Annotated in this window: 21 protein-coding genes; 17 read left to right on the forward strand and 4 right to left on the reverse strand. The window is 44.7% G+C overall.

What is annotated here, in order from left to right; all coding sequences use genetic code 11:
- Nucleotides 1-12: 12 nt before the first annotated feature.
- The 4 genes from S2091_RS05620 (at nucleotide 13) to S2091_RS05635 (ending at nucleotide 4,709) form a co-directional block, all read left to right on the forward strand.
- Entirely contained in the window at nucleotides 13-2,298 is a 2,286-nt protein-coding gene (locus S2091_RS05620) for a glycosyltransferase family protein (protein WP_165794921.1), read from the forward strand.
- Nucleotide 2,299: 1 nt separating this feature from the next.
- A complete protein-coding gene (locus S2091_RS05625; RefSeq protein ID WP_105530833.1) occupies nucleotides 2,300-3,286 on the forward strand; it encodes a glycosyltransferase family 2 protein in 987 nt (328 codons plus the stop codon).
- Entirely contained in the window at nucleotides 3,279-3,656 is a 378-nt protein-coding gene (locus S2091_RS05630) for a GtrA family protein (RefSeq protein WP_105530834.1), read from the forward strand. The genes S2091_RS05625 and S2091_RS05630 overlap by 8 nt, the downstream gene beginning before the upstream one ends.
- Nucleotides 3,657-3,731: 75 nt before the next feature.
- Nucleotides 3,732-4,709, forward strand: coding sequence for a sterol desaturase family protein (locus tag S2091_RS05635; protein ID WP_105530835.1), 978 nt, complete (start codon nucleotides 3,732-3,734; stop codon nucleotides 4,707-4,709).
- 33 nt (nucleotides 4,710-4,742) lie between these two features.
- On the opposite strand, the gene S2091_RS05640 is transcribed toward S2091_RS05635, so the two are convergent.
- Genes S2091_RS05640 through S2091_RS05650 form a run of 3 tightly spaced genes read right to left on the reverse strand, consistent with a single transcriptional unit; the run spans nucleotide 4,743 to nucleotide 8,554 of the window.
- The gene (locus S2091_RS05640) at nucleotides 4,743-5,606 is read right to left on the reverse strand and encodes a class I SAM-dependent methyltransferase (RefSeq protein WP_207769638.1); all 864 of its coding nucleotides are present in this window, start codon (nucleotides 5,604-5,606) and stop codon (nucleotides 4,743-4,745) included.
- Nucleotides 5,606-6,931, reverse strand: coding sequence for a glycosyltransferase (locus S2091_RS05645; protein WP_105530836.1), 1,326 nt, complete (start codon nucleotides 6,929-6,931; stop codon nucleotides 5,606-5,608). The genes S2091_RS05640 and S2091_RS05645 overlap by 1 nt, the downstream gene beginning before the upstream one ends.
- A 36-nt stretch (nucleotides 6,932-6,967) precedes the next feature.
- A complete protein-coding gene (locus S2091_RS05650) occupies nucleotides 6,968-8,554 on the reverse strand; it encodes a glycosyltransferase (protein ID WP_105530837.1) in 1,587 nt (528 codons plus the stop codon).
- A 546-nt stretch (nucleotides 8,555-9,100) separates the two neighbouring features.
- Between S2091_RS05650 and S2091_RS05655 the strand changes: the two genes are divergently transcribed.
- The 3 genes from S2091_RS05655 (at nucleotide 9,101) to S2091_RS05665 (ending at nucleotide 12,444) form a co-directional block, all read left to right on the forward strand.
- On the forward strand, nucleotides 9,101-10,291 hold the full coding sequence (locus tag S2091_RS05655; RefSeq protein WP_105530838.1) for an acyltransferase family protein: 1,191 nt from the start codon (nucleotides 9,101-9,103) through the stop codon (nucleotides 10,289-10,291).
- An 84-nt stretch (nucleotides 10,292-10,375) separates the two neighbouring features.
- Nucleotides 10,376-11,197 carry an ABC transporter permease gene (locus S2091_RS05660; protein ID WP_105530839.1) on the forward strand — a complete coding sequence of 274 codons (822 nt, stop codon included), beginning with the start codon at nucleotides 10,376-10,378 and terminating at the stop codon, nucleotides 11,195-11,197.
- Nucleotides 11,197-12,444: an ABC transporter ATP-binding protein gene (locus tag S2091_RS05665; protein ID WP_105530840.1), complete on the forward strand. Its 1,248-nt coding sequence runs from the start codon at nucleotides 11,197-11,199 to the stop codon at nucleotides 12,442-12,444. The genes S2091_RS05660 and S2091_RS05665 overlap by 1 nt, the downstream gene beginning before the upstream one ends.
- On the opposite strand, the gene S2091_RS05670 is transcribed toward S2091_RS05665, so the two are convergent.
- Complete coding sequence (locus S2091_RS05670; RefSeq protein ID WP_207769639.1) at nucleotides 12,417-13,274, reverse strand: class I SAM-dependent methyltransferase; 858 nt, start codon at nucleotides 13,272-13,274, stop codon at nucleotides 12,417-12,419. The two genes, S2091_RS05665 and S2091_RS05670, sit on opposite strands and share 28 nt — an antisense overlap.
- A 250-nt stretch (nucleotides 13,275-13,524) precedes the next feature.
- On the opposite strand from S2091_RS05670, the gene S2091_RS05675 reads away from it, so the two are divergent.
- From S2091_RS05675 to S2091_RS05720, 10 genes are all read left to right on the forward strand, one after another.
- Complete coding sequence (locus S2091_RS05675; protein ID WP_105530841.1) at nucleotides 13,525-13,848, forward strand: hypothetical protein; 324 nt, start codon at nucleotides 13,525-13,527, stop codon at nucleotides 13,846-13,848.
- Nucleotides 13,849-14,024: 176 nt separating this feature from the next.
- The gene (locus tag S2091_RS05680) at nucleotides 14,025-14,360 is read left to right on the forward strand and encodes a hypothetical protein (RefSeq protein WP_105530842.1); all 336 of its coding nucleotides are present in this window, start codon (nucleotides 14,025-14,027) and stop codon (nucleotides 14,358-14,360) included.
- 146 nt (nucleotides 14,361-14,506) lie between these two features.
- Complete coding sequence (locus S2091_RS05685) at nucleotides 14,507-16,177, forward strand: sugar phosphate nucleotidyltransferase (RefSeq protein WP_105530843.1); 1,671 nt, start codon at nucleotides 14,507-14,509, stop codon at nucleotides 16,175-16,177.
- A complete protein-coding gene (locus tag S2091_RS05690; RefSeq protein ID WP_105530844.1) occupies nucleotides 16,174-16,578 on the forward strand; it encodes a GtrA family protein in 405 nt (134 codons plus the stop codon). The genes S2091_RS05685 and S2091_RS05690 overlap by 4 nt, the downstream gene beginning before the upstream one ends.
- Nucleotides 16,575-17,273 carry a glycosyltransferase family 2 protein gene (locus tag S2091_RS05695; RefSeq protein WP_105530845.1) on the forward strand — a complete coding sequence of 233 codons (699 nt, stop codon included), beginning with the start codon at nucleotides 16,575-16,577 and terminating at the stop codon, nucleotides 17,271-17,273. Before S2091_RS05690 ends, S2091_RS05695 begins: the two co-directional genes overlap by 4 nt.
- Nucleotides 17,270-17,875, forward strand: coding sequence for a phosphatidylinositol-specific phospholipase C/glycerophosphodiester phosphodiesterase family protein (locus S2091_RS05700; protein ID WP_105530846.1), 606 nt, complete (start codon nucleotides 17,270-17,272; stop codon nucleotides 17,873-17,875). Before S2091_RS05695 ends, S2091_RS05700 begins: the two co-directional genes overlap by 4 nt.
- Nucleotides 17,872-19,923 (forward strand): uridine kinase, encoded by a 2,052-nt coding sequence (locus S2091_RS05705; protein WP_105530847.1) that lies wholly within the window; start codon nucleotides 17,872-17,874, stop codon nucleotides 19,921-19,923. Before S2091_RS05700 ends, S2091_RS05705 begins: the two co-directional genes overlap by 4 nt.
- A complete protein-coding gene (locus tag S2091_RS05710; protein WP_105530848.1) occupies nucleotides 19,923-20,669 on the forward strand; it encodes an HAD family hydrolase in 747 nt (248 codons plus the stop codon). The genes S2091_RS05705 and S2091_RS05710 overlap by 1 nt, the downstream gene beginning before the upstream one ends.
- On the forward strand, nucleotides 20,666-21,697 hold the full coding sequence (locus S2091_RS05715) for a class II aldolase/adducin family protein (protein WP_105530849.1): 1,032 nt from the start codon (nucleotides 20,666-20,668) through the stop codon (nucleotides 21,695-21,697). Before S2091_RS05710 ends, S2091_RS05715 begins: the two co-directional genes overlap by 4 nt.
- A gap of 29 nt (nucleotides 21,698-21,726) precedes the next feature.
- The gene (locus S2091_RS05720) at nucleotides 21,727-23,478 is read left to right on the forward strand and encodes a hypothetical protein (RefSeq protein WP_105530850.1); all 1,752 of its coding nucleotides are present in this window, start codon (nucleotides 21,727-21,729) and stop codon (nucleotides 23,476-23,478) included.
- The last annotated feature ends 157 nt before the right edge of the window (nucleotides 23,479-23,635 follow it).

Genomic DNA, 23,635 nt, shown 5'->3' on the forward strand with positions numbered 1-23,635 from the left:
TTATGGCTAGGAATGGTACTAATAACTATTCTCGCCCTCATCATGTGGCGATTTCCCTTATTCACTCCTAGCTCTGTGTTTCATGGCGATATGATCGGATTCGGTTTACCTTTGTTTAATCTTGCAGGTCGTGCTTTTTCAGGACATGCGTCACTTCTTTGGGCTTCCGGGGTTTATGGTGGACATCCGATCTTCGCTGAAGGTCAAGGTGCGTTTGCCAATCCATTGACCTTCTTAATTGGTACGATTATTACGCCGATTGCAGGTCCTATTTTTGCAATGAATTTTTTTCAGTTCATTTGCTTATTACTAACTGGCGCAGGGATGCTTGGGTTATGCAGACAAATTGGCTTTAGTGCTGTAGCCAGTGCATTTTCAGCGCTCGCAGTCACGTTTTCTCCATTTTGGATTTATACAATTCTGGACAATCCAGTTGGTACTGGAACTTTTCTATGGGTGCCTTGGTGTTTATGGTCATTAGAAAAATGGTTGCAACAACCTAATTTACGATCATCTGTATTTCTTGGGTCAACTTGTACTGCCATGTTGTTAGCTGGCTATACACCTGGATTTCACGCAACTGTACTTTATATGGGTGTCCGTGTCATTGCAGATGCTTTTAATGAAAATACCCGGAATATATGGATTAATACATGGAGCATCCGTATCGCGACTGGAATTGCGGCAATACTAATTTGCATCGGCCTTTCAGCAATTCAATGGCTACCTTTACTTGAACTTATCGCCCAGTCGCATCGCAATGATGGTACTGGCCTCACTTTAATCGTAGATGTTACGACTACCCTCCGTGGCATGTTTTATGGAAATCCACGCGCAGTTTCCTTTGTCAATATAGGCAGCCCTCTTATCTTGGCTCTTGCGTTATGCGCATTGTCTGGTGTGCGTTCAATACGCATCACAGGACACTTATTCGCTGCCATCATCCTCATTCAACTAGGTTGCAACTCGCCATTTTTTCGTTTTGTCTACGATCATAATTTAATCCCTGGAATTCATTATGTACGGATTACTTTCCAGTTTTTGATACCCGGAATAATCGGAATTATCCTGATTGCGGGGTCGTCGATAGACGCATTCAACCCGTGGTTTTCTATGCAAACACGAGCCAGGCGAAGTGCCATATTATTTGGTGTTGCTCTAGTCTGGATTACTGCGGCTGCAACACTATACACACCTGATATCGCCATTATCCAACTGGGTATCGCCATCACTGCTTTCATCACAGTTACCATTCTTCTTAGTTCAAAATACGGTCGATTCGTACCAATTACATTGCTATTTTTATTGACTGTTGAATGTAGTATGCGACTAAACCCTTTTCAAACGGCAAACAACGATAACTTTAAAATACCAACTTCTGTATTAGCCATTAAGTCAACCAAGAACTGGCAAGACTACAAGGTGTTAGATACGACAGTTGCCTTAGGTTACGCATTTCATGATCCGCATACTCCCAATCTGACTGCTGAAATGAAAGTTATGCTCTACTCGCTCTCTGGCCTTACATCGACATTATGGGGAATAAATTCCATGGATGGGGCACTTGCCCTCCCGTTGAAACGTCATACGCTATTAACTAATCCCATCCTGAATGAGATTAACGGCACCAGCAGTTTGCCTCCAGGATTACGCTTAATCGATACGTTAGGTATTCGTTACATTTCGACCCATGAGCCAGCAAAGGATGACTTGGCGTTTCGTACATTTTTGCATAGCGATGGATTTCCCTGGATTATAGAAAACACAGCGGCAATGCCCCGTTTTCAAATTTATCAGGATCATGTAACAGTGGACAGCCCCGAAGCGGCTTTAGCTGTTATGCAAACATGGACAAAACGAACTTTAGTCATCGAAAATGCCGCCGGCAGTAATCACCAAATAGAACCAAGCGATTTTGTTTCTCGACAACCCATAGCAGCTGATAGCCCCTCCCCTGCAAATTTTGAAATAATAAAGGCCAGTGACACGCATTATCATCTTAATTTGCACGCCACTAAGCCCTGCTGGCTCTTCCTGGCAGACGCCAATTACCCCGGATGGAAAGCATACCTAGACGGGAAGCCAGTGCCAGTTTTCAGCGCCCAAGTGCAAGGTAAAGCGGTAGCTATTCCTGAAGGTCAACATCAACTGGAATTTACCTTCGAATCGTCGAGCTTTCGATGGGGGGCCTGTATTTCGTTTATAACGTTGATGTTGACTACCGTAGCACTATTGCTAGATTGGCGAAAACGGATTATGGGATTACAACTAACGAATAAAATAAGCGGGAATAACTAGTATGAATAATCCAATATTACCCCTTATATCTGTAGTCATCCCGTGCTACCGCGTAACTCAACACATACTTGCAGTGATTGATGGTATAGGCTCCGAAGTCAGTCAGATTTATGTGATTGATGACAAATGCCCGGACCATTCTGGCAACTTCGTGCGCGCAAACTGTCGTGATCAACGCGTGGTTGTAATCGATCATTTAGAAAATCAAGGGGTCGGTGGTGCGGTCATGAGCGGCTATGTTGCGGCACTTGCCGGGGGGGCCGACATCATCATTAAGCTTGATGGTGATGGACAAATGGATGCCCGTCTTATCCCCAATTTTATTGCGCCCATCTTATCTGGGGAAGCAGATTACACAAAAGGTAACCGTTTTTTTGATTTAGAACAAATCCGGGCAATGCCTACAGTGCGTTTGTTTGGTAATGCCGTCTTGTCTTTCATCACCAAGGTGTCTTCTGGCTACTGGGATATTTTCGATCCAACCAATGGATACACTGCTATTCACGCCGAAGCTTTACGTCATCTGCCATTCAAAAAAATCAGTCACCGCTATTTCTTTGAATCGGATATGTTATTCCGACTCAATACTTTGCACGCGGTGGTGGTTGATATTCCTATGGATGCCAACTACGGTGATGAAGTAAGCAATCTAAAAATATCTAAAATCGTAACTGAATTCCTGGGTAAACACATACGAAATTTCTTTAAGCGCTTATTTTACAACTACTACTTACGCAACATGTCACTCGCATCAATTGAATTACCGCTGGGTGTCGGGTTAGTTTTAATGGGTGGTAGTTACGGTGTCTGGCATTGGCTGAATTCGGCGCGCATTGATACAGCTACTCCAGCGGGCACTGTCATGCTAGCTGCCTTGCCAATTCTGATGGGAATTCAATTGATCTTGGCATTTCTTGCTTACGATATTGCTTCCGTTCCGCATCGGCCTATTCACAAAAAAATATTGTTAAAGAAACCTAATGCGTAAATTTTTTATTCGTCAACGACAGTTTTTTGTCTTCATCGTTGGCGGCGGTGTCTGTGCGTTAATTGATATTGGCCTCATGCAGTTGCTTATTGCATTTGGAATTAACTACGTTGGTGCAACCTCAACAGGTTTTCTGGCGGGTTTATTAATCAATTACGCATTTCATGCAAATCTGACTTTCCGGGCTAACACGACATCACGCCGCTTTGTCCGATATCTGTGCGTGGTTGTAATCAACTACCTGATTACAATCGCAAGCGTTAGCCTGTCGATGTCATTAACTGAAACCCCACTGATAGGTAAGTTAGTATCTTTACCTATCATCGCTATTAATGGCTATATGCTCAGTAAATATTGGATTTTCAAATAATTCTGGCCTTATCCTATTCTCAATTCCAAGCTCTCAGGTATTGGAATAATTTATTAACCGTAAGCAAAGGTTGTTATGTGGATTTTTCACAATGTCATTAATTTTTTAGGGCTTGGAGGTTTAGTTGATCTCGTCAATGTCCAACAATTTAGTTTAACGACTTTTGCTACATTGGCTGGCATTGAAGCGCTTATTTCCCCAATTGCGCCAATTATTCTAGTGCTGGAAGTTGGATTACTTTTTTGGTTGAATCGAAGAGCTACTTTCAGGATTTCCAGACATTATAAAATCCCTTTAATGATGTACGCAGCTAATGCTGTTATTCCGGTATATCTCACGTTAAAATTTTTTATTCTTACATTTAATTTCTTCTCTAAATTTGCCTTATTTCAAGTAGAAAGCCGGCTTATCTATTTTTTATACGCTTTTTTAATATGGGAGTTTAGCCATTTCGTATTTCATTACTCTTGCCATAAAGTACGATTACTTTGGATACTGCATTCCCCACATCATGCACCTGCTCAAATAAATTTATCACTAATTTATACAGCATTTTTTCTGCATGGCTTATATGCGACATTGGTAAGAACTGCAATCTGCGCAATATTAGGCGTTCCATTGCAACTACTTATTTTTGTTTTAATAATAGATGGTTGTTGGGGTACGCTTATTCATATCAGCGAAGAAATTTGGCATAAAGGGAAACCAAGCGGAATATTAGGCCACATTTTTTTATGGCCATCTGATCATCGTGTACACCATGCAAATAATCCACAATATATTGATAAAAATTATTGCAACACACTACCTGTTTGGGACAAACTTTTTAAAACGCTGCAGCGAGAAATTCCAGAAATCAAGCCGCAATATGGTTTAGCTCGCGATGTAGATCAAGACAGCTTTGTTGATACTTATTTCGGTGAAATTCTCTTACTGTTTAAAGACTTAAAAAATGCTGGAAGCGTAAAAAATGCACTCTTGTACTTGCTTATGCCACCAGGATGGAAACCGAAGACTGGCAACTTAGTTAATCCATCTGAAGCTATATCTTAGGCTCTTTTTATAAGGAGATTCCTAACTCAAGCACTACGGTTTACGGGCAATAATTATCTGGCTTTTCGGCATAAAACTATCCAGCTTCTCTTTCACCTTGTTTCCGTCCGGAGTCAACATCAGCTGATGCCAGGTATTGGCCCATTCGTTCAATAATGGTGGATACGGTTGCTTGATCTGGTCTAGTGTTGCATCTTGCTGTTGCGGCGCGCTGGCCCAATACAGACACATCCACATCGTCCAGTAAAAGCCCGAAGACTGACGGTTTTCTATCTTCAATCCGGCGTTGGAGATCATTGCAGCAAAGTGGTCTCGCTCAAAAATATGGATGTGATTCGGCTTTTGAAAGTGTACGGCAGGCGCTATCTGTTGCTGCACATGTTCACCAACAGGATCAGGAACGGTCAGCAAATACAGTGCGCCAGGTTGACCAACGCGCACCAGTTCCGCCAACACTTGCGCCGGATCATCAACGTGCTCAAGCATTTCCATCGCAATAATGCGGCTGGCTCGTCCGTCTGGGAGTGGCAAGGGATCCGTCTCGCAGACCAATGCTTGCCACTTTCGAGCCGGCACAGATTTTACTATCAGGCTTAGTTTCGCAATTTTTTCTGCATTGGAGTCGGAGAAAATAACTTCCGCGCCACATCGCGCTGCAAATAATGTAGCAGCACCATCACCACAACCGACATCAAGCACCACATCATTGCTAGCAATTGGAAAACCGGCGACCAATTCCCCGCTAGCTTGATTGAACCAGCCGCTTTGCACGGCATCCATCAAGCCGCAGATACGTGAATCAACTACGCCCTGTTCCGATATTAACGGTGCCAGTTTCGGTTCTATTACTACTTCAGCTTTGAATAAGTTGGATAGTCTGGAGAAAAATTTTTGCATCACGGTACCAAGACATTCTTCTGCTTGTTTTCAAAAGTAGCTCTATCCGCACTAGTCAGACGCGGATGTGCAAAGATAAATTCGCGCAATCGTTGCGCAATGACAGCCTGCGAGCAATGCTTTTGCAAACCAGTTACCGCACTCTCTGCCATTTTTTTATAGCGTGCCTGATCGTGCTTAAAGACGTGATAACTATCTAAATAAGCATCGCGTAAAGAACCCCAATCTATTCGATACCGCAAAGTCCGATATGCTTGCCGCGGGTCGTGTGGCCAATGGCTAGGCTCTGTGCTGGAACTGACGACAAACGCATTATCACCATTAATATAATCCACCATGGCAGTGTGATCAGGCGTAATAGCCGGAATGCCACAAGACATAAACTCCATTAATGGCAAACACTGCCCTTCCCCGTGCGACGTATTGACGACATAACTCGTCATCGCCACCAGTTTTTCATATTCAGTGTCAGCCAGATAACCGCTGATCAGCACTACACGGCATTGGTAGGGCTTGAGCTTGCATAAATCTTCCAGCAATGACACAACTGCGGGCTGAATGTCGTGGTGCGTCAATTTCAATACCAACACCGCGTCTTCATGATCACGGAACGCCCAGCAAAATGCACCGATCATGTCAAACCAGTTTTTGCGCCCGTCATAGGGATTAAATACCGAGGTGTACACCACACCGTCAAGATGCAATTTAACTGGTTGCTCACGTGCCAGCGCTGCTGACCTGACCAGATTCGGCTTGGGAACGTGTCGTTGTTTCGGCCCAAATACGGTGATATCAGTATCGTTGGTATCAATAACGGTACCAGCGATATCTATCTCAACAGCACCTGAATTTGCACGTTCACGCAATCTGGCAAAGCGATCCCAAACTGGTGCCGGTGCAGAAATAATCGGATAGGTTGGCGTCATCGCCGCACGCGCCGTTGCAACCGTAAAATTTGAATGGGTGATAGCGCAACCGAGTTTTGCGAACACGGTACGCCAATCATTACGTGGATCGTTATCCCATATTTCCTGTGGAATAGTATTAAATTCCCAGGCAAATACGGGAATAGTCGGGCAGTCGAGATTAATTTCAGTTTTGTGCGGCGGTGAAAAAGACAAGAAAACGCAGGTTTCTCCATGCGCTTGTGCATTACGATAAATCGTATCAACCTCGCGCGCAGGGTCGGTAACCGTCACAACAATACCGAGTTGCTCCAAAATTGGGCGGAACTCCTTCAATACGAAGTAATAGCTGTATTCAGACATACCCAGATTTTTTTCTATCGAGCCAGCATTGGTATCCGAGTAAATAATAATGATCATGGTGAGACCTATAGAGTGGCGCAGGTAAAGATTGGATTACACATTGCGGCTGTTAGTTTGCTGGAAAAAGTTTTGCAACTTTTCTTTAACTACCGCAACTGATGCATAAGATTGCAATCGTTCCAAAACGCGATTACTCATTTTTTGGTATTCTTGCGGGGCATTGCGCGCCATCTGATAACTATCCCAATAGGCGGTACAGATTGATGACCAGTCCAGGCGATAGCGCAATGTGCGAAACAAATCACGCGGATCGTGCGGCCAAACATTGTGCTCTAGCCCTGATTTAATCATGAAGGCAACAGACTCGTCGATATAGTCTTCCATTGCCGTATGTCCGGGCGCAATCACCGGTTTACCACAAGACATAAATTCTAACAGCGGCAGGCATAAGCCTTCACATAAGGACGTATTGACGTAATATGTGGTCGCGCCTATCAGTTGTTCATATGTTGCGTCGTCTAAGAATCCATGTACGGTAACAACTCTGCATTTAAACGGCGATAATTGGGATAGTAAGGTAATCAACGTCGGCTGATATGAAGACAGGTCACCTGCGTTCATCTTCAGTACCAGCGTAGCATCTTCAACGTCGCGAAAAGTCCAGCAAAATGCCGTCACCATGTCGAACCAGTTTTTTCGACCATCTTTGGGACTGAATACCGATGTATACACAACGCCGCCCAAGCTCATCTCCACTTCCGGCGGTTCAGGTTGAATGATTGGCTCAGGCACTTCTTCTTGTATTAGCTCAGGCACTTCTTCTTGTATTGGCTCAGGCACCTCTGGTGGTGGCACTTCCCTCTTTACTTCATGCCTGACCAGCGCAATGATTTTACGACCACTTACAGCTAACAATTTCGCAAACCACAAAGGCATCAGATCGCGTATCACCTCCCGATACCAATCCAACAAGAGTCGTTTTGTCACTTCCAGCCGATAGCCCAACGTTTTCGCTGGCACAGCGGCCGACTGCAAGAGTTCAGTATCCGTTGGCAGTGGCAAGGCAATCTCCACCTGCTGCTCGACAGTTACAACTGGGGCTGGAATACGGGAAATCAAAAAATCAGGAGACAAATTCAGTTGGCGACTATCCAGAACCGTCCCGCGCAAAGAAATTGTTGTTTTTGCTCCCACTATTACAGGGCCCAATCGTTCACGAGCTCCTGAAAACTGATTCCATAGCGGTGTGGGGACGCCCAACACCGGGAAGTCAACCCCCATGGCGTCTTGAACGGCACGAACGGTATAACCTGACAAAGCAATAGTTCTACCATGACAAGCAAAGACGGTACGCCAGTCGTTGCGCAAATCCTCATCCCATTGTTCAGTCGGGATATTGCTGTACTCCCAGGCGAATACTGAAATGGTGGGGCATTTCAGATCGACCAATGTCTTATTAGGAGGGGAAAAAGAAAGGAACAGGCATTCTTCGTCGCGCTGCTGACATACTTCAAACAGCGCATCTACTTCCGTTTCAGGATGCTGTACTATCGTGACTGTTCCAAGTTCTGACAAGGCAGTGTGAAAGGATTTTAAGACGAAGTAATAACTATACTCAGGCAGGCCAAGGCCTTTATTGATCGTAGTTTCGCTAATATCCGAAAACAGAATGAAATTCATCAGGTGTGTTAAATCGACTGTTATTTATATGACACCAAAAATCCACATTAAATCAGCTTCAAATTAGCAGCCCTTCACTGAGGAACCTTTCTAGAAATTATCTGATTGGTCAAATGATGAAGTCGATGCTAAAGAAGTAAGAACTATTTAAGGAAAATATTTGGGGGGATAGAGTTCAAAGCACTGGCTAGCTTGGTAGTTTAAACAGAAAATGAGCAAAACACCTTTTTATAAAAATACAAACATTGCTCATCCTAGATTCAAATCTGATTTTCGATTAAGAAAACGTCACACCACACATACTAAACAGCCATTACATACACAAGAAAAATCATTAAAATTCTGCATTCGATTCTTGTTACTCCAAGGCAAAGAAGTATACTAGCGGATTATTTAAATACGCACAACGCCAGTATATAGAAATGGATTTCCATAATCATTCTAAAATTCAGGGCGAGCATATTAATATATTAATCATGGCTATCAATGCCGATTCTAATTAATTCGCTAGAATCGCTACACCAATTCTCAATGACTTAAAAAAACATGAATCGACGCATTTCAGATATTCAATTGTTACGCGGTATTGCCGTAATTTTTGTATTAGTAGAGCACACCCAATACAATTTATTTACTCAGCCCAGCCACCTTTTAGAATTGTTGTATCACTATTTTGGCGGGTGGACTGGTGTTGATCTATTTTTCGCCATTTCAGGATTCGTAATCGCTCGCGATCTAATTCCGCGCTTAAATCGGGACGATGACCGACAGTTTTCTACTATTTTAAGCTTCTGGGCTCGACGAGCATCACGTTTATGGCCCTCAGCTTGGTTATGGCTCATGCTAATTCTGGTCGCTACTGTTTCATTTAATCGGTCTGGTGCATTCGGTGAATTGAAGGTCAACCTTGACGCAACACTTGCTGGCTTGTTTAATTATGCAAACTTTAGGGTAGTTGAAACATTTGGCCGCTCCCCATACGGAGCAAGCTTCCCTTACTGGAGCCTTTCACTCGAAGAACAGTTTTACCTTTTACTACCGCTTGTGGCAATTGTCTTTCGTCGTTGGTTACCTTTAGCATTGGCCATCCCGCTAATTTATCAATTTTTCTCTAATCGCCATTTCGACCTGATTCTGATGCAGACACGATCCGATGCAATCATTCTCGGCGTGTTGTTAGCAATATGGAGTAATCACGACAGTTATCGCCGGCTTGAGCCGACCTTTCTAAAGAATCATCGGTGGTTGCGCTGGATTATTTTAACTACGCTTCTGTTCTTATTAGGAGCGATAGGTTCTTATCGATTCATGGAATACCGCTTTTGGATCGGCATAGTAGCGTTAATATCTATTGTCTTGGTATTCATTGGGTCGTATGACAAAGATTATCTGATGCCGAACAACCCTTTAAAAGATATTTTTCTTTGGTTTGGCAGTCGATCTTATGCGCTGTATCTTACACACATCCCAGCCTATTTTTGCAGCCGCGAAATTTGGTGCCGGGTAGAACCGGTAAATACCATTTTCGACAAAACCTATGACCCTCGCCTCGCACTAACAGCTATAGCGCTCACCTTAATCTTCGGTGAGTTAAATTATCGCTTTATTGAAACGCCATTCCGAGCGCATGGCAAACGTTTTGCGGATCGCATTAATTTTAGTTCTGACTGGTTAAAACGTCGTATATCCAAACTCAAGGACTATTCAGCGATCTCTACGGGCAAAGAAAGATCGTAGTTTTTTATCGAAAACCGTATTGAATAAATATTTAACCTTTCAGACGTTATCTACGTTTCGAAACAACTATGGCAGGCGCAATTCATGTTGCAGATTCAGATACTAGCGAGAATAAAAAATAGCTTGCTTGCGTTATGGCACTTCCGTGGATTTATTCTGGGCAGTGTTCAGCGCGAATTCCAGGCACGCTATCGTAATTCGATGCTTGGCGCAGCGTGGATGGTGCTAAACCCACTGTCCATGATTTTTGTCTACACAGTGATCTTTACCAAGCTAATGCATCCAAGATTACCCAGCGCCGGCAGTCAATTTTCCTACGGAATTTATCTTTGCGCTGGCTTATTGACTTGGGGATTATTTACCGACAGTGTGTCGCGCTTGCAAAACGTTTTTATAGAAAATGGCAATCTGATTAAGAAACAGAGTTTTCCGCGCAGTTGTTTGCCGATCATTTCAATCATGAATGCCCTCATTAATTTCACCATCATCTTCGGCTTATTCCTGATTTTCTTACTTATCACGGGTAACTTCCCTGGCTGGGTATTTTTAGGCCTAATTCCGGTGCTTCTGATTCAAATTTTATTTTCAATCGGGTTAGGTGTGATTCTGGGTGTGCTCAATGTTTTTTTTCGCGATGTCGGTCAATTGTTTGGAATTGTTCTGCAATTCTGGTTCTGGTTTACTCCCATCGTCTATACAGCTTCTATCTTGCCTGAGGAAGTTCAGCCCCTACTAAAGCTCAATCCGATGGCGTCTCTCATCATTGCATATCAAGGTATATTCGTCAGCGGTGTATGGCCGCAATGGTCTAGTCTATGGCCGGCGACATTAATCAGTGGTGTGCTATGTTTGTGCGGCATGGCCCTGTTTCGCAAACATGTAGGTGAAATGGCGGATGAACTCTAATGGGTAAAGTAACAGTTAAAGGGTTAGGTAAAGCCTACAAATCATACGGTAACCGCTGGGGGCGTTTAGTCGAATGGCTTTCGCCAACTTCTACGCCACGCCATCAATTGCATTGGGTGTTACAGGACATCAGTTTTGAATTGGCGGCGGGCGAAGCAGTAGGAATAGTTGGCATGAATGGCGCTGGCAAAAGCACGCTCCTGAAAGTGATTACCGGCACCACACAAGCAACCACTGGCACGGTTGAAATTCAAGGACGCGTAGCGGCTTTACTGGAACTCGGCATGGGTTTTCATCCCGATTTTACTGGCAGGCAAAACGCCATCATGGCTTGCCAGTTGCGCGGCCTGCATGTGGATGAAATTGAAGCGCTCATGCCAGCCATCGAAGCCTTTGCTGAAATCGGTGACTATATTGATGAACCGCTACGGACTTACTCCAGCGGTATGCAGATGCGCCTGGCCTTCAGCGTCGCGACGGCACATCGGCCCGATGTATTAATTGTCGACGAAGCGTTGTCAGTAGGTGATGCGTATTTTCAGCACAAAAGTTTTAGTCGTATCAGGGAATTTCGCAAGGCCGGCACCACGTTATTAATCGTCACGCATGATCGCTATGCGATCCAGACCATTTGTGATCGCGCTATTTTGCTCAATCGCGGCAAACTGGAAATGCAGGGAGATCCCATTGAAGTGATGGATTTTTATAATGCCATGCTGGCCGAACGTGAGCAGCAAACCGTCAGACAAGAACGATTAGCCGATGGTCGGTTGCGCACCATTTCCGGCACAGGCGAAGCCAGTATTGTTGCTGTAAACTTGTTCGATGATAAGAATAAAAAGCTGGACGTAGTTGAGGTCGGCACAATCGTTACTTTAGAAATTGAGGTAAAGATCAACAATCCGGTCGAACGTCTGGTCATGGGATATATGATTAAGGACAAGCTCGGGCAATCAATTTTTGGCATTAACACCCACCGGCTAGACCAACCCCAGACTGATTTATTACCGGGAGAAAATCTGGTTTATCGCTGTCGCTTCCCGATGAATCTTGGCAAGGGCAGCTATTCAATAGCAATCTCCCTATCGCGACTAGATTCGCATCTGGACACCAACTACGAATGGCGCGACTACAGCATTATTTTCCATGTAATCAATACTCGTCATCCCGATTTCGTTGGTTGTGCGTTTCTAGATGCGCAAATCGATGTTGAACGTTCTCACAGCTTGCGAGCGACAATAACCTGAGTTTTAGGCATTAAGGCGTTCATGCTTTTTCTCAACTGATCACCCATCGGCTGATCAGATAATGCTTCCCAAGTCCGAGCCCAGCTATTCAGTAATGGATGCTGGGGATTCGACAAATCAACCTTGCAGACCCAAAAAAACATCCACCAGATTGACCAGTAAAAGCCATAGTAACTATGGCTTTCAATAACCAAACCAGCGTCTGTCACCATCTTTTCAAATTCATCACGCTGGATAATCCTCACGTGATTCGGTTTTTGAAAATAGACATCTGGCGCCAGACCGACCTGCAATTGCTCTGCCACCGGGTCAGGGACTGTTATCAAATACTGAGCACCAGGCTTCCCAATACGCACCAGCTCACTTAAAAACTGCGCCGTATCGTCAACATGTTCAAGAACTTCCATTGAAATTACCTTGCTTGCCACGCCATCACCAAGCAACAGCGGATTAGCATCGCTCACCACGCCTTGAATGCAGCGCGCAGGTGTTCCGGCCAGCCGATGAGTGGTCGCAGCAACTTTATCAGGATCAATATCAGCGAAGATCACATGTGCACCGCGATTTGCGCAGAACAACGCACTACCACCATCGCCGCAACCGACATCCACAACGACATCATCTGCATCAATCAGAAAACCTGCATATAACTCACCGCTTTCCACTCGGTACCAACCGTCGTGTCCGGCATCTTTCAAACCAATTTCAAAAGGATTAGCCTCCAGCGCACCTGAAGCTGGTACAGCCAGCTTTTGTAGTTCGTTTGAAATGGGAGGTGTTAACTGTGTTGTTTGTTTACGGCTAAAGAACTTGTTGAAAATTTTTTGCATAGGATTGAATAGTTACCGGATAAAACAGAGACGCATTACTTTGCCGCATCAACTTTGACACGAATTTATAAATATAGAAAGGCTATCTTTCACGATGAGTAGTTAAAAATGTACCTCAACTTATTTTGTTGCAATATTGTAAAAAAGAAAAATTTCTAATTTGCACCCAGCAAGATTCAGTGGTACATTTTAATCAGCTTATGCTGTTTCTTCCGCCTTAAAATAGCCGTACATATTCAGGGGGTGTGACATGAATCACGAAGAAATGCCAGCCAGCGATACTGCTGAACGGCTAAAAATTCTGCTTAAAAATAACGAAAAACTTTTCCCCACGCACTTGCTAGCCAGCTATCCGCACATAGTCGGCAAGCTATGTGCAGTCTGGCAGGAACCCGTGCAAGCCTCCGACTACTTCAAAGACCTACTGACCACACAAAGAGAAAATCGAGCGGGCTTTCCGGCTGAGATATACACCGAAATTTTCGCGCTCAGTGATTTTTATAGCTCAACGCATCCCAGCGCAAAGAAAAATGATGACTTCTGGAGCGGCGTCAATGTGGCGCGCGATAGCTAGTTATTCTCAAATTGCGCAATAGTAGCTATATTGAAAATCAAATAAAAAAGGGTTCGCGCAAACTAATACTCTAACCCTTTGGATACTAGTGCCGACTGCAGGACTTGCCCCCCCTCTGATTACAAGTCGAACGCTTACTGACGCCGGGTAGCTGGGCAGACTTAAAGAGCATGATCATGGTCGAATCAATTCGTGAAATCGGCGAAAAACGCACCAGTGAACAACGGTTTCATATCAGTTCTCTGACCCAGATTCACGAAAAATCAACAATGCCATTCACACACATTACTGCCGCTAAGAATCAACTGCATTGGTATCTTGACGTTATTTTCAAAGAAAATGCCTGCCTTACGTGGGATCGCAACGCGGCTGAAAATTTAAGCATCACCAAAAAAAATTACAATGAACCTCTTACGACAAGATACTTCAAAAAAAGCTCTGCATTCCAAAAAAACATCTTTACGCCTCACTTCATGAGCAATATCATGCTGAGGTACTTGGCTTATGTTTAGTGGGTATTTGATGCATTTTCCCTGCTGTCAGATCAAGCCTTAACGTCTACAAATAAGTTACAATGATAGCCTTCCAGAATTATTTCAAAATAACAACTTTTACCTGTGAGCGACCAAAATTCACAGTCTAAAAAGACAGGTATCTTGTGCAGATTATTATTCCTATGTCAGGTTTTGGCGAGCGTTTTCGCAGAGCAGGGTATTCCGTTCCCAAGCCGCTGATTGAAATTGACGGGAAGCCGATTGTTGCACACGTCATAGATATGTTCCCTGGCGAGAAGGATTTTATTTTTATTTGCAATCAGGATCACCTGGATGATCCCGGCTACCACATGGAGTCGATTCTTAGGCATTATTGTCCGACAGGTCGAATCATAGGCATCCATCCCCACAAACTTGGTCCAATTCACGCTGTACGACAAGTGGAAAACTTGATTGATCCAGATCGTCCAGTTGTCGTAAATTATTGTGACTTTACTTGTTCTTGGGACTGGAATCATTTCAAGCAATACGTTGCCAAAACTGCTTGTCAAGGAGCGATACCTGCATATAAAGGTTTTCATCCTCACACGCTTGGCAACACGAATTACGCCTACATGCGTGAAATGAGTGGCTGGGTTCAAGATATTCAGGAAAAACAACCCTATACCAATAACCGTATGGAGGAGTATGCCTCCAGTGGAACTTATTACTTCATTACAGCGCAAATCATGAACGAAGCTTTTCGTATTGCGTTGGAGCAGGATCTCAATGTGGGTGGCGAATACTACGTCAGCCTCGCTTATAAGCCGCTTCTTGCCAATAACCAGTCTGTGGCCGTTTACCCGCTTCAACATTTTATGCAATGGGGTACACCGGAAGACGTTGCTGAATACAACACATGGTCCATGACTTTTAGAAGGTTGGTCGCTCCGGTTAAAGGAGAGCCCAAACCCCACGGCTCACTGATTGTTCCAATGGCAGGCCTGGGTCAGCGTTTTTCCAACGAGGGGTACGAGTTAACCAAACCGTTGATTCCAGTTTCTGGGATGTCCATGGTTGCGCAAGCAACACATGATCTGCCTCCCGCAGAGCATTATGTTTTTGTAGTGAGATCCGATATGCAAGGGTACGAGGACGTTTCGACCGAACTTAAGCGACTCTATCCAATGTCGATCATCAAAACGATTGCTCGTGTTACTGAGGGCCAAGCTTGTACGGCACTGATTGGCCTGGATGCATTAGAAAATGAGTTGGATAACATCCCAGGGCCTATCACCATTGGAACTTGTGACAATGGTGTGTTATATGACTCCAGCGCTTTCGACGGGTTGGTCGATAACTTGGGTGTGGACGTCATTGTCTGGGGTATTCGCGGCTACCCCAATGCGGTACGTCACCCGAAAATGTTCGGCTGGATCGATGCTAAGGAGGGACAAATCAGTTCGATTTCCGTCAAAACACCACTTGATAACCCCGCCTCTGATCCCATTGTCTTAGGGACGTTTACATTCCGCCGCGGCGAAGACTTCCGTCGTGCTATAGAGCATTTGATTGCTCGCGACGGACGGGTTAACGGCGAGTTTTACATCGACTCATGCATCAACGATGCTATTGAACTTGGATTGCGGTGTCACCTGCTTGAGGTCGATAGCTATCTGTGCTGGGGAACCCCGAATGACCTACGCACTTTTGAATACTGGCAGTCATGCTTCCACAAATGGCCTGGTCATCCCTATCGACTGGAACTGGATAGACGGGTTCCCAAAGATCAACTAAAAGCTATTGAAACAAGGTGCCAAGCCATATTGCCGCATCTGCCCGGCAGACAAGCATGATCAAGCGCGAACTTGGTATTTTTTTGATTGTTGGCTCATTGACCGTTTTGGTTGATTTTGGCGCATATCGGAGTTTGGTCTGGCTTGAGGTAGCAGGCGTCGATATGGCGAAGGCAATAGGTTTCCTTGCCGGGACGGTATTTGCCTACTTCGCCAATCGTTTTTGGACTTTTGGCCATAAGTCACATGCATCAGGCAGTTTGTGGCGATTTGTTATCTTGTATGGGATCACGCTGGGAGCCAACGTACTGGTCAATTCATTGGCATTGAAACTTTTTGCTGATGCAACTGATGCCGTTCACCTCGCTTTTTTGCTCGCAACTGGGGTTTCGGCCACTCTTAATTTCTTAGGCATGAAGCTATTTGTGTTTAAACCCCGTGCTACTTCGGGGCTCACATGAAATTCTCGCTGATCATTCCTTGCTACAACGAAGCGGAAAATTTACCGTTACTGCTAGAGCGATGCAAAGCACTTGCAACCATGTCAGAAGTCGAAGTCATACTAGTAGACAATGGCTCGACAGACAGCACGCCCCAAGTACTCTTGAATATGCTGCCGATGTACCCAGGCTGTCGGACCGTGCGTGTTGAAAAGAACCAAGGTTACGGTTTTGGAATCCTGTCGGGTCTCAGAGCCGCGAAAGGCGAAATCCTTGGCTGGACACATGCGGACATGCAGACTGATCCACAAGATGCGCTAAGCGGTCTTGATCTATTTGAGAAACATGGTACAGACATCTTCGTGAAGGGGCATCGCTACGGTCGCCCATTTGCGGATGTCATATTTACTATCGGAATGAGTTTCTTCGAAACACTTCTGCTGGCTAGACCGATGTGGGACATCAATGCTCAGCCAACCATGTTCCCTCGCAAGTTCTTCGAGTCATGGAGTTCGCCACCCGACGACTTTTCACTCGACCTGTACGCCTACTATCAAGCCCAAACCCAAGGGCTCAAGGTCCATCGCTTTCCCGTCAAGTTTGGTGAACGGGCGCATGGTGTGTCGCACTGGAACGTTAACTGGGCAGCGAAGTGGAAGTTCATTCGCAGGACCATAGACTTCAGCCTGCAATTAAAAAAGAAAATCTCGATATGAAACTCATTTCTCATCGCCGCAACAGCATCGACGAACTTCGGGCAACCAACCACAAATATGGTGTCGAAGTAGACATTCGGAGTGAGGGACAGAAGTTGATCATGCACCATGATCCTTTCGTTGCTGGCGAGTCTTTTGATGAGTGGATTGATGTCTATCAGCATGGAACATTGATTCTCAATGTGAAAGAAGAAGGTCTCGAATCGCGTCTGATTGCTATCATGACATCGAAAGGCATTGACGATTATTTTTTCCTGGATCAATCATTCCCGTTTCTGGTGAAGTGGTCAAAAGCGGGAGAGCATCGTTGTGCCGTCCGGGTATCGGAGTTTGAATCAATTGAGACAGCACTGACCTTGGCAGGAAAGGTGGATTGGGTTTGGGTAGACTGTTTTAGCCAATTCCCTCTTAGTGGAGATGATGCCCAGCGCCTCATGAACGCCGGGTTCAAGCTCTGCCTGGTTTCCCCAGAATTACAAGGTCGGGATGCTGAAACTGAAATTCCTGCTCTGGCATCACTACTGAGAGAGCGAAATATTAAGTCGGATGCTGTTTGCACGAAACGCCCAGACCTTTGGGAAAAAGTGGTAGCTTCGCAATGAGGAAAGTATGCCTTCATCCGATGTTTTTCTTGGGTCTTGCAATTCGTTTAGCCCTAATCATAGGGCTTACCCCTCTTGCCGTATCCGACTGGTATGTCCCATTTTTGGATGCCAGTATTTCTTCGGTAACACTGGACCCGTGGTCAGGATGGATGACAGGAGGAGGTACGCCCGTAGCGTTTCCTTATGGCTACGCGATGTGGTTGTTTTTTTTGCCAATAACACTTATTACCAAGCTAATCGGCGCTCCTTTGCAGTATGGGTATGAGCTAACGTTGTTGGCAGCTGATTTTTGCTTGCTGACCACACTTCATCATCTTTTACCGGGCCGCCCACGCCTACTTCTAGCTGTCTACTGGTTATCCCCCATTGTCATTCTCGCGAGCTATGCACTAGGACTCAACGACCTAGTGCCCGCTTTGTTCTTAACATTGTCAATATTTTTCATTCGTCGAGTTGAGCTGAAATTTGCCGGAGCTTTGTGTGCGGCAGCGATTTCAGCCAAATTGAGCATGGTCGTTGCATTGCCATTTTTTATAATATTTCTTTACAACAATAAAGCTTTACGGCAGCGTATTGCCCAATTTCTATTGGGATTTCTTGTATGTTCACTGATTCTTGGCGTACCTTTTCTCTTCTCTTATGCAGCTCTTCAAATGCTGTTCGGCAATCCGGAGATGGGGAAAGTTTATAGATTAGCTCTCAGCTTGGGCGACAATGTTTCCATCTACATTGTCCCATTGGTCTACATGATCATGCTTTACCTGGCGTGGCGAATCCGACGTCTGAACTTTGATTTGTTTCAAGCGATAACTGGAATGGCCTTCTTATTGATCGTCTTGATGACGCCAGCATCACCTGGATGGTTTGTTTGGAGCATTCCTTTTCTTGTGCTCTATCAGGCAATGAGCGGGCGAATCGCCATCTTATTGATTGGGGTATTTTCGGCTCTTTATGTGCTGAGTACCCTACTTGTCACGCCGCTCCAACTTACAAATAACAGTGGCTTTGACTTAGGCAGTGCGCTCCATATGTCTGCACAACTGGGCAGTCATGCCGCCTCACTCCTGCACACCTCCATGGTCGCCATCGGCGTTGTGCTAGCCATACGAATCTGGCGCGAGGCAATCAGTCGCAATGATTTTTTCAGACTGAGTCGCAAGCCTTTTGTCATTGGTATAGCAGGTGATTCTGGCGCAGGTAAAGACACCTTTGCCGATTCCATCACAGCGCTGTTTGGCGGACATTCGGTCGTCAAGCTATCCGGTGACGATTACCATTTATGGGACAGACAGAAACCTATGTGGCAGGTGATGACCCATCTGAATCCCATGTCCAATGATTTGGAAGGTTTTTGTCGCGATCTGGTTTCTTTGACTGACGGGAAGAGCATTCAATCCAAGCACTATGACCATACAACGGGGAAGATGAGCAAGCCGGTCCAAATCACCAGTAACGACTTCATCATCGCTAGTGGTTTGCATGCGCTTTATCTTCCGATACTCAGAGATTGCTACAACCTGAAAATTTACCTTGATATTGATGAAGGATTGCGTCGACACTTCAAGCTCAAGCGAGACGTAGACAAACGAGGCCATACGGTGGAGCGTGTGCTAAGTTCATTCGAAAAAAGAGAACCTGATTCTGAACGCTTCATCCGACCTCAATCTACCTATGGTGATCTGACCCTTGCATTGCACCCGATCCATCCCCGGATGCTGGAAAGCCTGGATGACAAACACCCCCTTCGGCTAAAGCTGATAGTCAAAACACGACATGGGTTCAACGAACTCTCTCTGAACCGTGTTTTAGTTGGAGTCTGCGGACTGCATGTCGACATCATCGTCTGCGATGATGGCAGCGAAGTGCAGATGATCATCGAAGGTGAAGCATCGGCAGCAGACGTTGCGATGGCGGCAGAGATGCTATGCCCGAAGGTTCTCGAGTTCTTAGACATTCCGCCCAAGTGGCAAGCCGGTATGGCGGGCTTGATGCAGTTAATCACCCTGTCTCATATCAGCCAAGCATTGACAAAGCGATTCATATAATGAAGATCAATAATAAAGAGCGATTCACTCGCCTGCCAGACGCTTTCTTATTCGATACAGACAACACATTGTATCCATATGATCCTGCGCACGCTGCTGCGCAGAAAGCGGTGAGGGATAAAGTTGTCAGTACGTTTTCAATCTCTCCTGAAGATTTTGACAAAGCTTTCAAAGAGGCTAGAAACCAGATCAAAACTCGGCTTAAGCATACTGCGTCTTCCCATAGCCGCTTACTCTACCTTCAGCGCATGCTTGAGATTATGGGCTTGGGTTCGCAAGTGTTACTGGCCTTGGATTTTGAACAAACCTACTGGCGAACTTTTTTAAGCAACGCCATTTTGTTTGATGAAGTAAAGGGGTTGCTGGACGACATCCGTTTGCTTGGCATCCCAACGGCGATTGTCACCGACCTGACTGCACAGATCCAATTCAGAAAGGTCGTCTACTTCGGGCTTGACAACTACTTTGACTACATTGTCACTAGTGAAGAGGCTGGTTTCGATAAGCCGCATGAAGCGCCTTTCCAGATTGCGCTGGAAAAAATGCGCCCGAAAGGTGATTGTATCTGGATGATTGGTGACAACCCCGTGAATGACATTCGAGGGGCCCGAGAAAATATCAATGCCGTAACACTTCAAAAAACACATCCGGGTGTCCAGCTTGGCACGGACGCGAACAGACCAGATGCATCGTTCAACGAGTTCTCCCAATTGAGAAAATTGATCACAAAGTTGGCTGAACAATGATGAGTACGCAAATTAACTCAACGGCCGAACAGGTCAAAGCATATTGCACCCGAATTGGCAAAGATCCATTACTAGTTCAGGGAGCAGGGGGAAATGTTTCATGGAAAGATGGAAGCATACTTTGGGTAAAGGCCTCGGGCACATGGCTTGCTGACGCAGAGCAAAAAGATATCTTTGTACCTATTGATTTACCTCATTTGCTCAAAGCACTTGACGATGGCGATTTTTCGGTAGAGCCAAGACTATGCAGAGAGTCCTTATTACGACCATCTATCGAGACTCTGCTGCATGCTTTAATGCCATCACGCGTGGTGGTGCATCTGCATGCAATTGAAGTATTGGCCCACCTGGTTCGTGACAATTTTCAGGCCGATTTTGAATCTTTGCTCGATGAATCCACGCCTTGGGCTGTAGTTGATTACTACAAACCTGGGAGTGCCCTTGCCGCGGAGATCAGCGCCACCCTGACTCAAAAACCGACGACCAAGGTGATTTTTCTTAGAAATCATGGAGTCGTGATCGGTGGAGCAGATGTCGCAGAGGCGGACCAAATTATTTGTAAATTAACGCTCGCGTTAAGCACCAGACCCGCTGACATTTGCCCTCCTTCACACTTGATGTTTTTGCCTCCGGCAAACTTAATTGACCAATATGCCCCAGTAGCTGATTTAGACATACATCAATTAGCATTAACCCCCGACCTTTTTAACCGAGTGAATTCTGATTGGGCGCTATATCCTGACCACGTAGTATTTTTAGGTCCCAGGGCTTATGTATATCAAACATGGGAAGCTTTTAACGATCAAAAAATATTTTTGATCGAGCTACCTGAGCTTGTTTTCGTAAAAGGTAAAGGGGTATATGCAAAGTCATCTTTTAACAAGGCTAAGCAAGTACAGTTACGCTGCTACTTTGATGTAATAGTAAGACAGAAACCTCACTCTTCAATGAGAGTTCTTACAGATATTCAAATCGCCGAGTTACTAAATTGGGATGCAGAACAGTACCGAATGAATCTTGCCAAATGATATTAAAAAAATAATAGGAATTAGTTTTTATGATAAAAAAAATAATAGCGTATCCAAAAAACATTCGCAATCGATTGTTTGAAATGAGCATTCCGGCTAGTAATGAGCCAATGCAGAGCAACCTTTGTCCAACTATTTTGTTTTCATTGACTATATTTTTCTATATTCTTTATCAGCTGGCCATGCAGCCCGGCTGGGTATTAGGCGGAGAGATGTGGGCCGAAATGGCCACTAACTATTTTCCCAATGCAAATTCGCCATCATATCTGCAGAAACTTTTTTCCACAGATTCTGGATATATTCCAGCTCCTCAGCGTTTAATTGCCTTTGTTGGGAATCAGCTTAATTTGCCAGCAGCATCAGTTCCATACTTTTATACATGGTCCGCAATTATCTTTACAGCGATGATGGTAGGTACCTTTTGCTTGGCGCAATTCCGGATATTAGTAAAAAGTGACTTATTACGTTTCCTAACGGCCATTTCCATTTTGATGGTTGCTGATTTTGAAACCAGGACATTTATTAATTTCACATATTTTTCAGCATTTTTTGTAGCAATTGTCACCGCTCTTGCCTTAGTCGACGACTCGGAAGATATTCCTTGGTGGGCGTGGTTTGTCCCGATTTTGATGGTTTCCAAACCAGCGGTTCTTGCTGCTCTACCGGCAATGATCTTGGTCGCGATGGTTAGTAAATCAAGGTTTCGTTGGATAACGATTATCGTGGTAGCGCTATGCATAGGGCAAATTTTGCAAATGGTCACTAGCGCACAAACTGGAATGATGCCATTCCGGATCAATGAAATCACTTTTGCTTCGAAAGTAATTGCTTCATTTAGGTATTTTCTTGGATTTTTGGGTGGCTACGTTATTGGCCAGACACCGCAACTTACTACATACTTTTTGATGCTGGCCGGATTATTTGTTGTTAGCGTTAGTGGATTTGCAATTTTCAACAGGAAAAGCAAGGCTGGTGCCTTAATTATCATCGGGCTTTCACTCCTGTTTTTTAATGTTCTCTTGAATGCTTTTGCTTTGAGCGACCTCTGGAACCTAGACATGACGAGGCTTGATGGCATTCCCGTTTATAGACACATAGTTGTGGGATTTTCTGGATGCATTATGGTTGCATCCGGATTATTTTCCGCACTCACACATCAGAAAACTTCGAAGCCAAGTGGGCACTTTAGGAAAAACCTTGGTGCTTTACTATTTTTTGTTTGGTTTACAGGCTCTGGTTGGCTGTCATTCGCTGGAAAAATAAGCAGAGAACCCCGCTCTCCAACAATTAATAATTCTCAATGGCAGAATATGGCCGTTGCCATTGACTCCGGCATTTCACCAGTATGTGTTCCTATCGATCCATGGTGGAAAGGAACAAGTTGGATGTACCAAAGAAACTGTAGCGTGCTTAAGCCGGCACCAGCTTGGGAAGATGGATTAGTTTTAATCAGTAACCCATTATTTTTTGATCTAACCCCACCTTCCGCTATATCTGACAAAACACTTATTGCAGCAGCAATCTTGGTTAAACCTTTTTCAACCCAAAAAGCGTTCATTGAGGTACAGATGCTTATTAAACTTGTTGACGGCAATGTCATGTATTATGCGGGCGCGCGAAATTTAAATTCTTCTGGAGGCTTGTTGTTGTTAACGGGAAAAGAAAGCATAGCTATAAAAAATATTTCTTCCGTGAGACTAATATTTAACGTACCTGTTGAAATTGCTTTAGCTGCTAATGATCCTACTGGTGTTCCTGGCATCGCCTGGATGGGTAATTAGCAGGTTATTTTAATACTGATTCAAATAAAGAGCGGCTCCGACGGCGTAACGAAGCATCGTAAGGTACGGGTAAAAATCGCGAAAGGCGAGCCCTTCTGGTGGATTAAATGAAGTCGAGTGATAGGTATTTGGTTTTCTTTTATTTTTTTATTTTTTT

This window comes from Solimicrobium silvestre, from assembly GCF_002976435.1.
Taxonomy (GTDB): Bacteria; Pseudomonadota; Gammaproteobacteria; order Burkholderiales; family Burkholderiaceae_D; genus Solimicrobium; species Solimicrobium silvestre.

Excerpts from the sequence above, each read along its gene's own strand:
- S2091_RS05710 (WP_105530848.1), top strand. The coding sequence starts at position 19,923 with ATGAAGATCAATAATAAAGAGCGATTCACTCGCCTGCCAGACGCTTTC.
- S2091_RS05655 (WP_105530838.1), top strand. The coding sequence starts at position 9,101 with ATGAATCGACGCATTTCAGATATTCAATTGTTACGCGGTATTGCCGTA.
- S2091_RS05695 (WP_105530845.1), top strand. The coding sequence starts at position 16,575 with ATGAAATTCTCGCTGATCATTCCTTGCTACAACGAAGCGGAAAATTTA.
- S2091_RS05670 (WP_207769639.1), bottom strand. The coding sequence starts at position 13,274 with ATGCAAAAAATTTTCAACAAGTTCTTTAGCCGTAAACAAACAACACAG.
- S2091_RS05620 (WP_165794921.1), top strand. The coding sequence starts at position 13 with ATGGTACTAATAACTATTCTCGCCCTCATCATGTGGCGATTTCCCTTA.
- S2091_RS05625 (WP_105530833.1), top strand. The coding sequence starts at position 2,300 with ATGAATAATCCAATATTACCCCTTATATCTGTAGTCATCCCGTGCTAC.
- S2091_RS05700 (WP_105530846.1), top strand. The coding sequence starts at position 17,270 with ATGAAACTCATTTCTCATCGCCGCAACAGCATCGACGAACTTCGGGCA.
- S2091_RS05720 (WP_105530850.1), top strand. The coding sequence starts at position 21,727 with ATGATAAAAAAAATAATAGCGTATCCAAAAAACATTCGCAATCGATTG.
- S2091_RS05640 (WP_207769638.1), bottom strand. The coding sequence starts at position 5,606 with ATGCAAAAATTTTTCTCCAGACTATCCAACTTATTCAAAGCTGAAGTA.
- S2091_RS05705 (WP_105530847.1), top strand. The coding sequence starts at position 17,872 with ATGAGGAAAGTATGCCTTCATCCGATGTTTTTCTTGGGTCTTGCAATT.
- S2091_RS05665 (WP_105530840.1), top strand. The coding sequence starts at position 11,197 with ATGGGTAAAGTAACAGTTAAAGGGTTAGGTAAAGCCTACAAATCATAC.
- S2091_RS05715 (WP_105530849.1), top strand. The coding sequence starts at position 20,666 with ATGATGAGTACGCAAATTAACTCAACGGCCGAACAGGTCAAAGCATAT.
- S2091_RS05645 (WP_105530836.1), bottom strand. The coding sequence starts at position 6,931 with ATGATCATTATTATTTACTCGGATACCAATGCTGGCTCGATAGAAAAA.
- S2091_RS05650 (WP_105530837.1), bottom strand. The coding sequence starts at position 8,554 with ATGAATTTCATTCTGTTTTCGGATATTAGCGAAACTACGATCAATAAA.
- S2091_RS05660 (WP_105530839.1), top strand. The coding sequence starts at position 10,376 with ATGTTGCAGATTCAGATACTAGCGAGAATAAAAAATAGCTTGCTTGCG.
- S2091_RS05690 (WP_105530844.1), top strand. The coding sequence starts at position 16,174 with ATGATCAAGCGCGAACTTGGTATTTTTTTGATTGTTGGCTCATTGACC.
- S2091_RS05630 (WP_105530834.1), top strand. The coding sequence starts at position 3,279 with ATGCGTAAATTTTTTATTCGTCAACGACAGTTTTTTGTCTTCATCGTT.
- S2091_RS05680 (WP_105530842.1), top strand. The coding sequence starts at position 14,025 with ATGGTCGAATCAATTCGTGAAATCGGCGAAAAACGCACCAGTGAACAA.
- S2091_RS05675 (WP_105530841.1), top strand. The coding sequence starts at position 13,525 with ATGAATCACGAAGAAATGCCAGCCAGCGATACTGCTGAACGGCTAAAA.
- S2091_RS05635 (WP_105530835.1), top strand. The coding sequence starts at position 3,732 with ATGTGGATTTTTCACAATGTCATTAATTTTTTAGGGCTTGGAGGTTTA.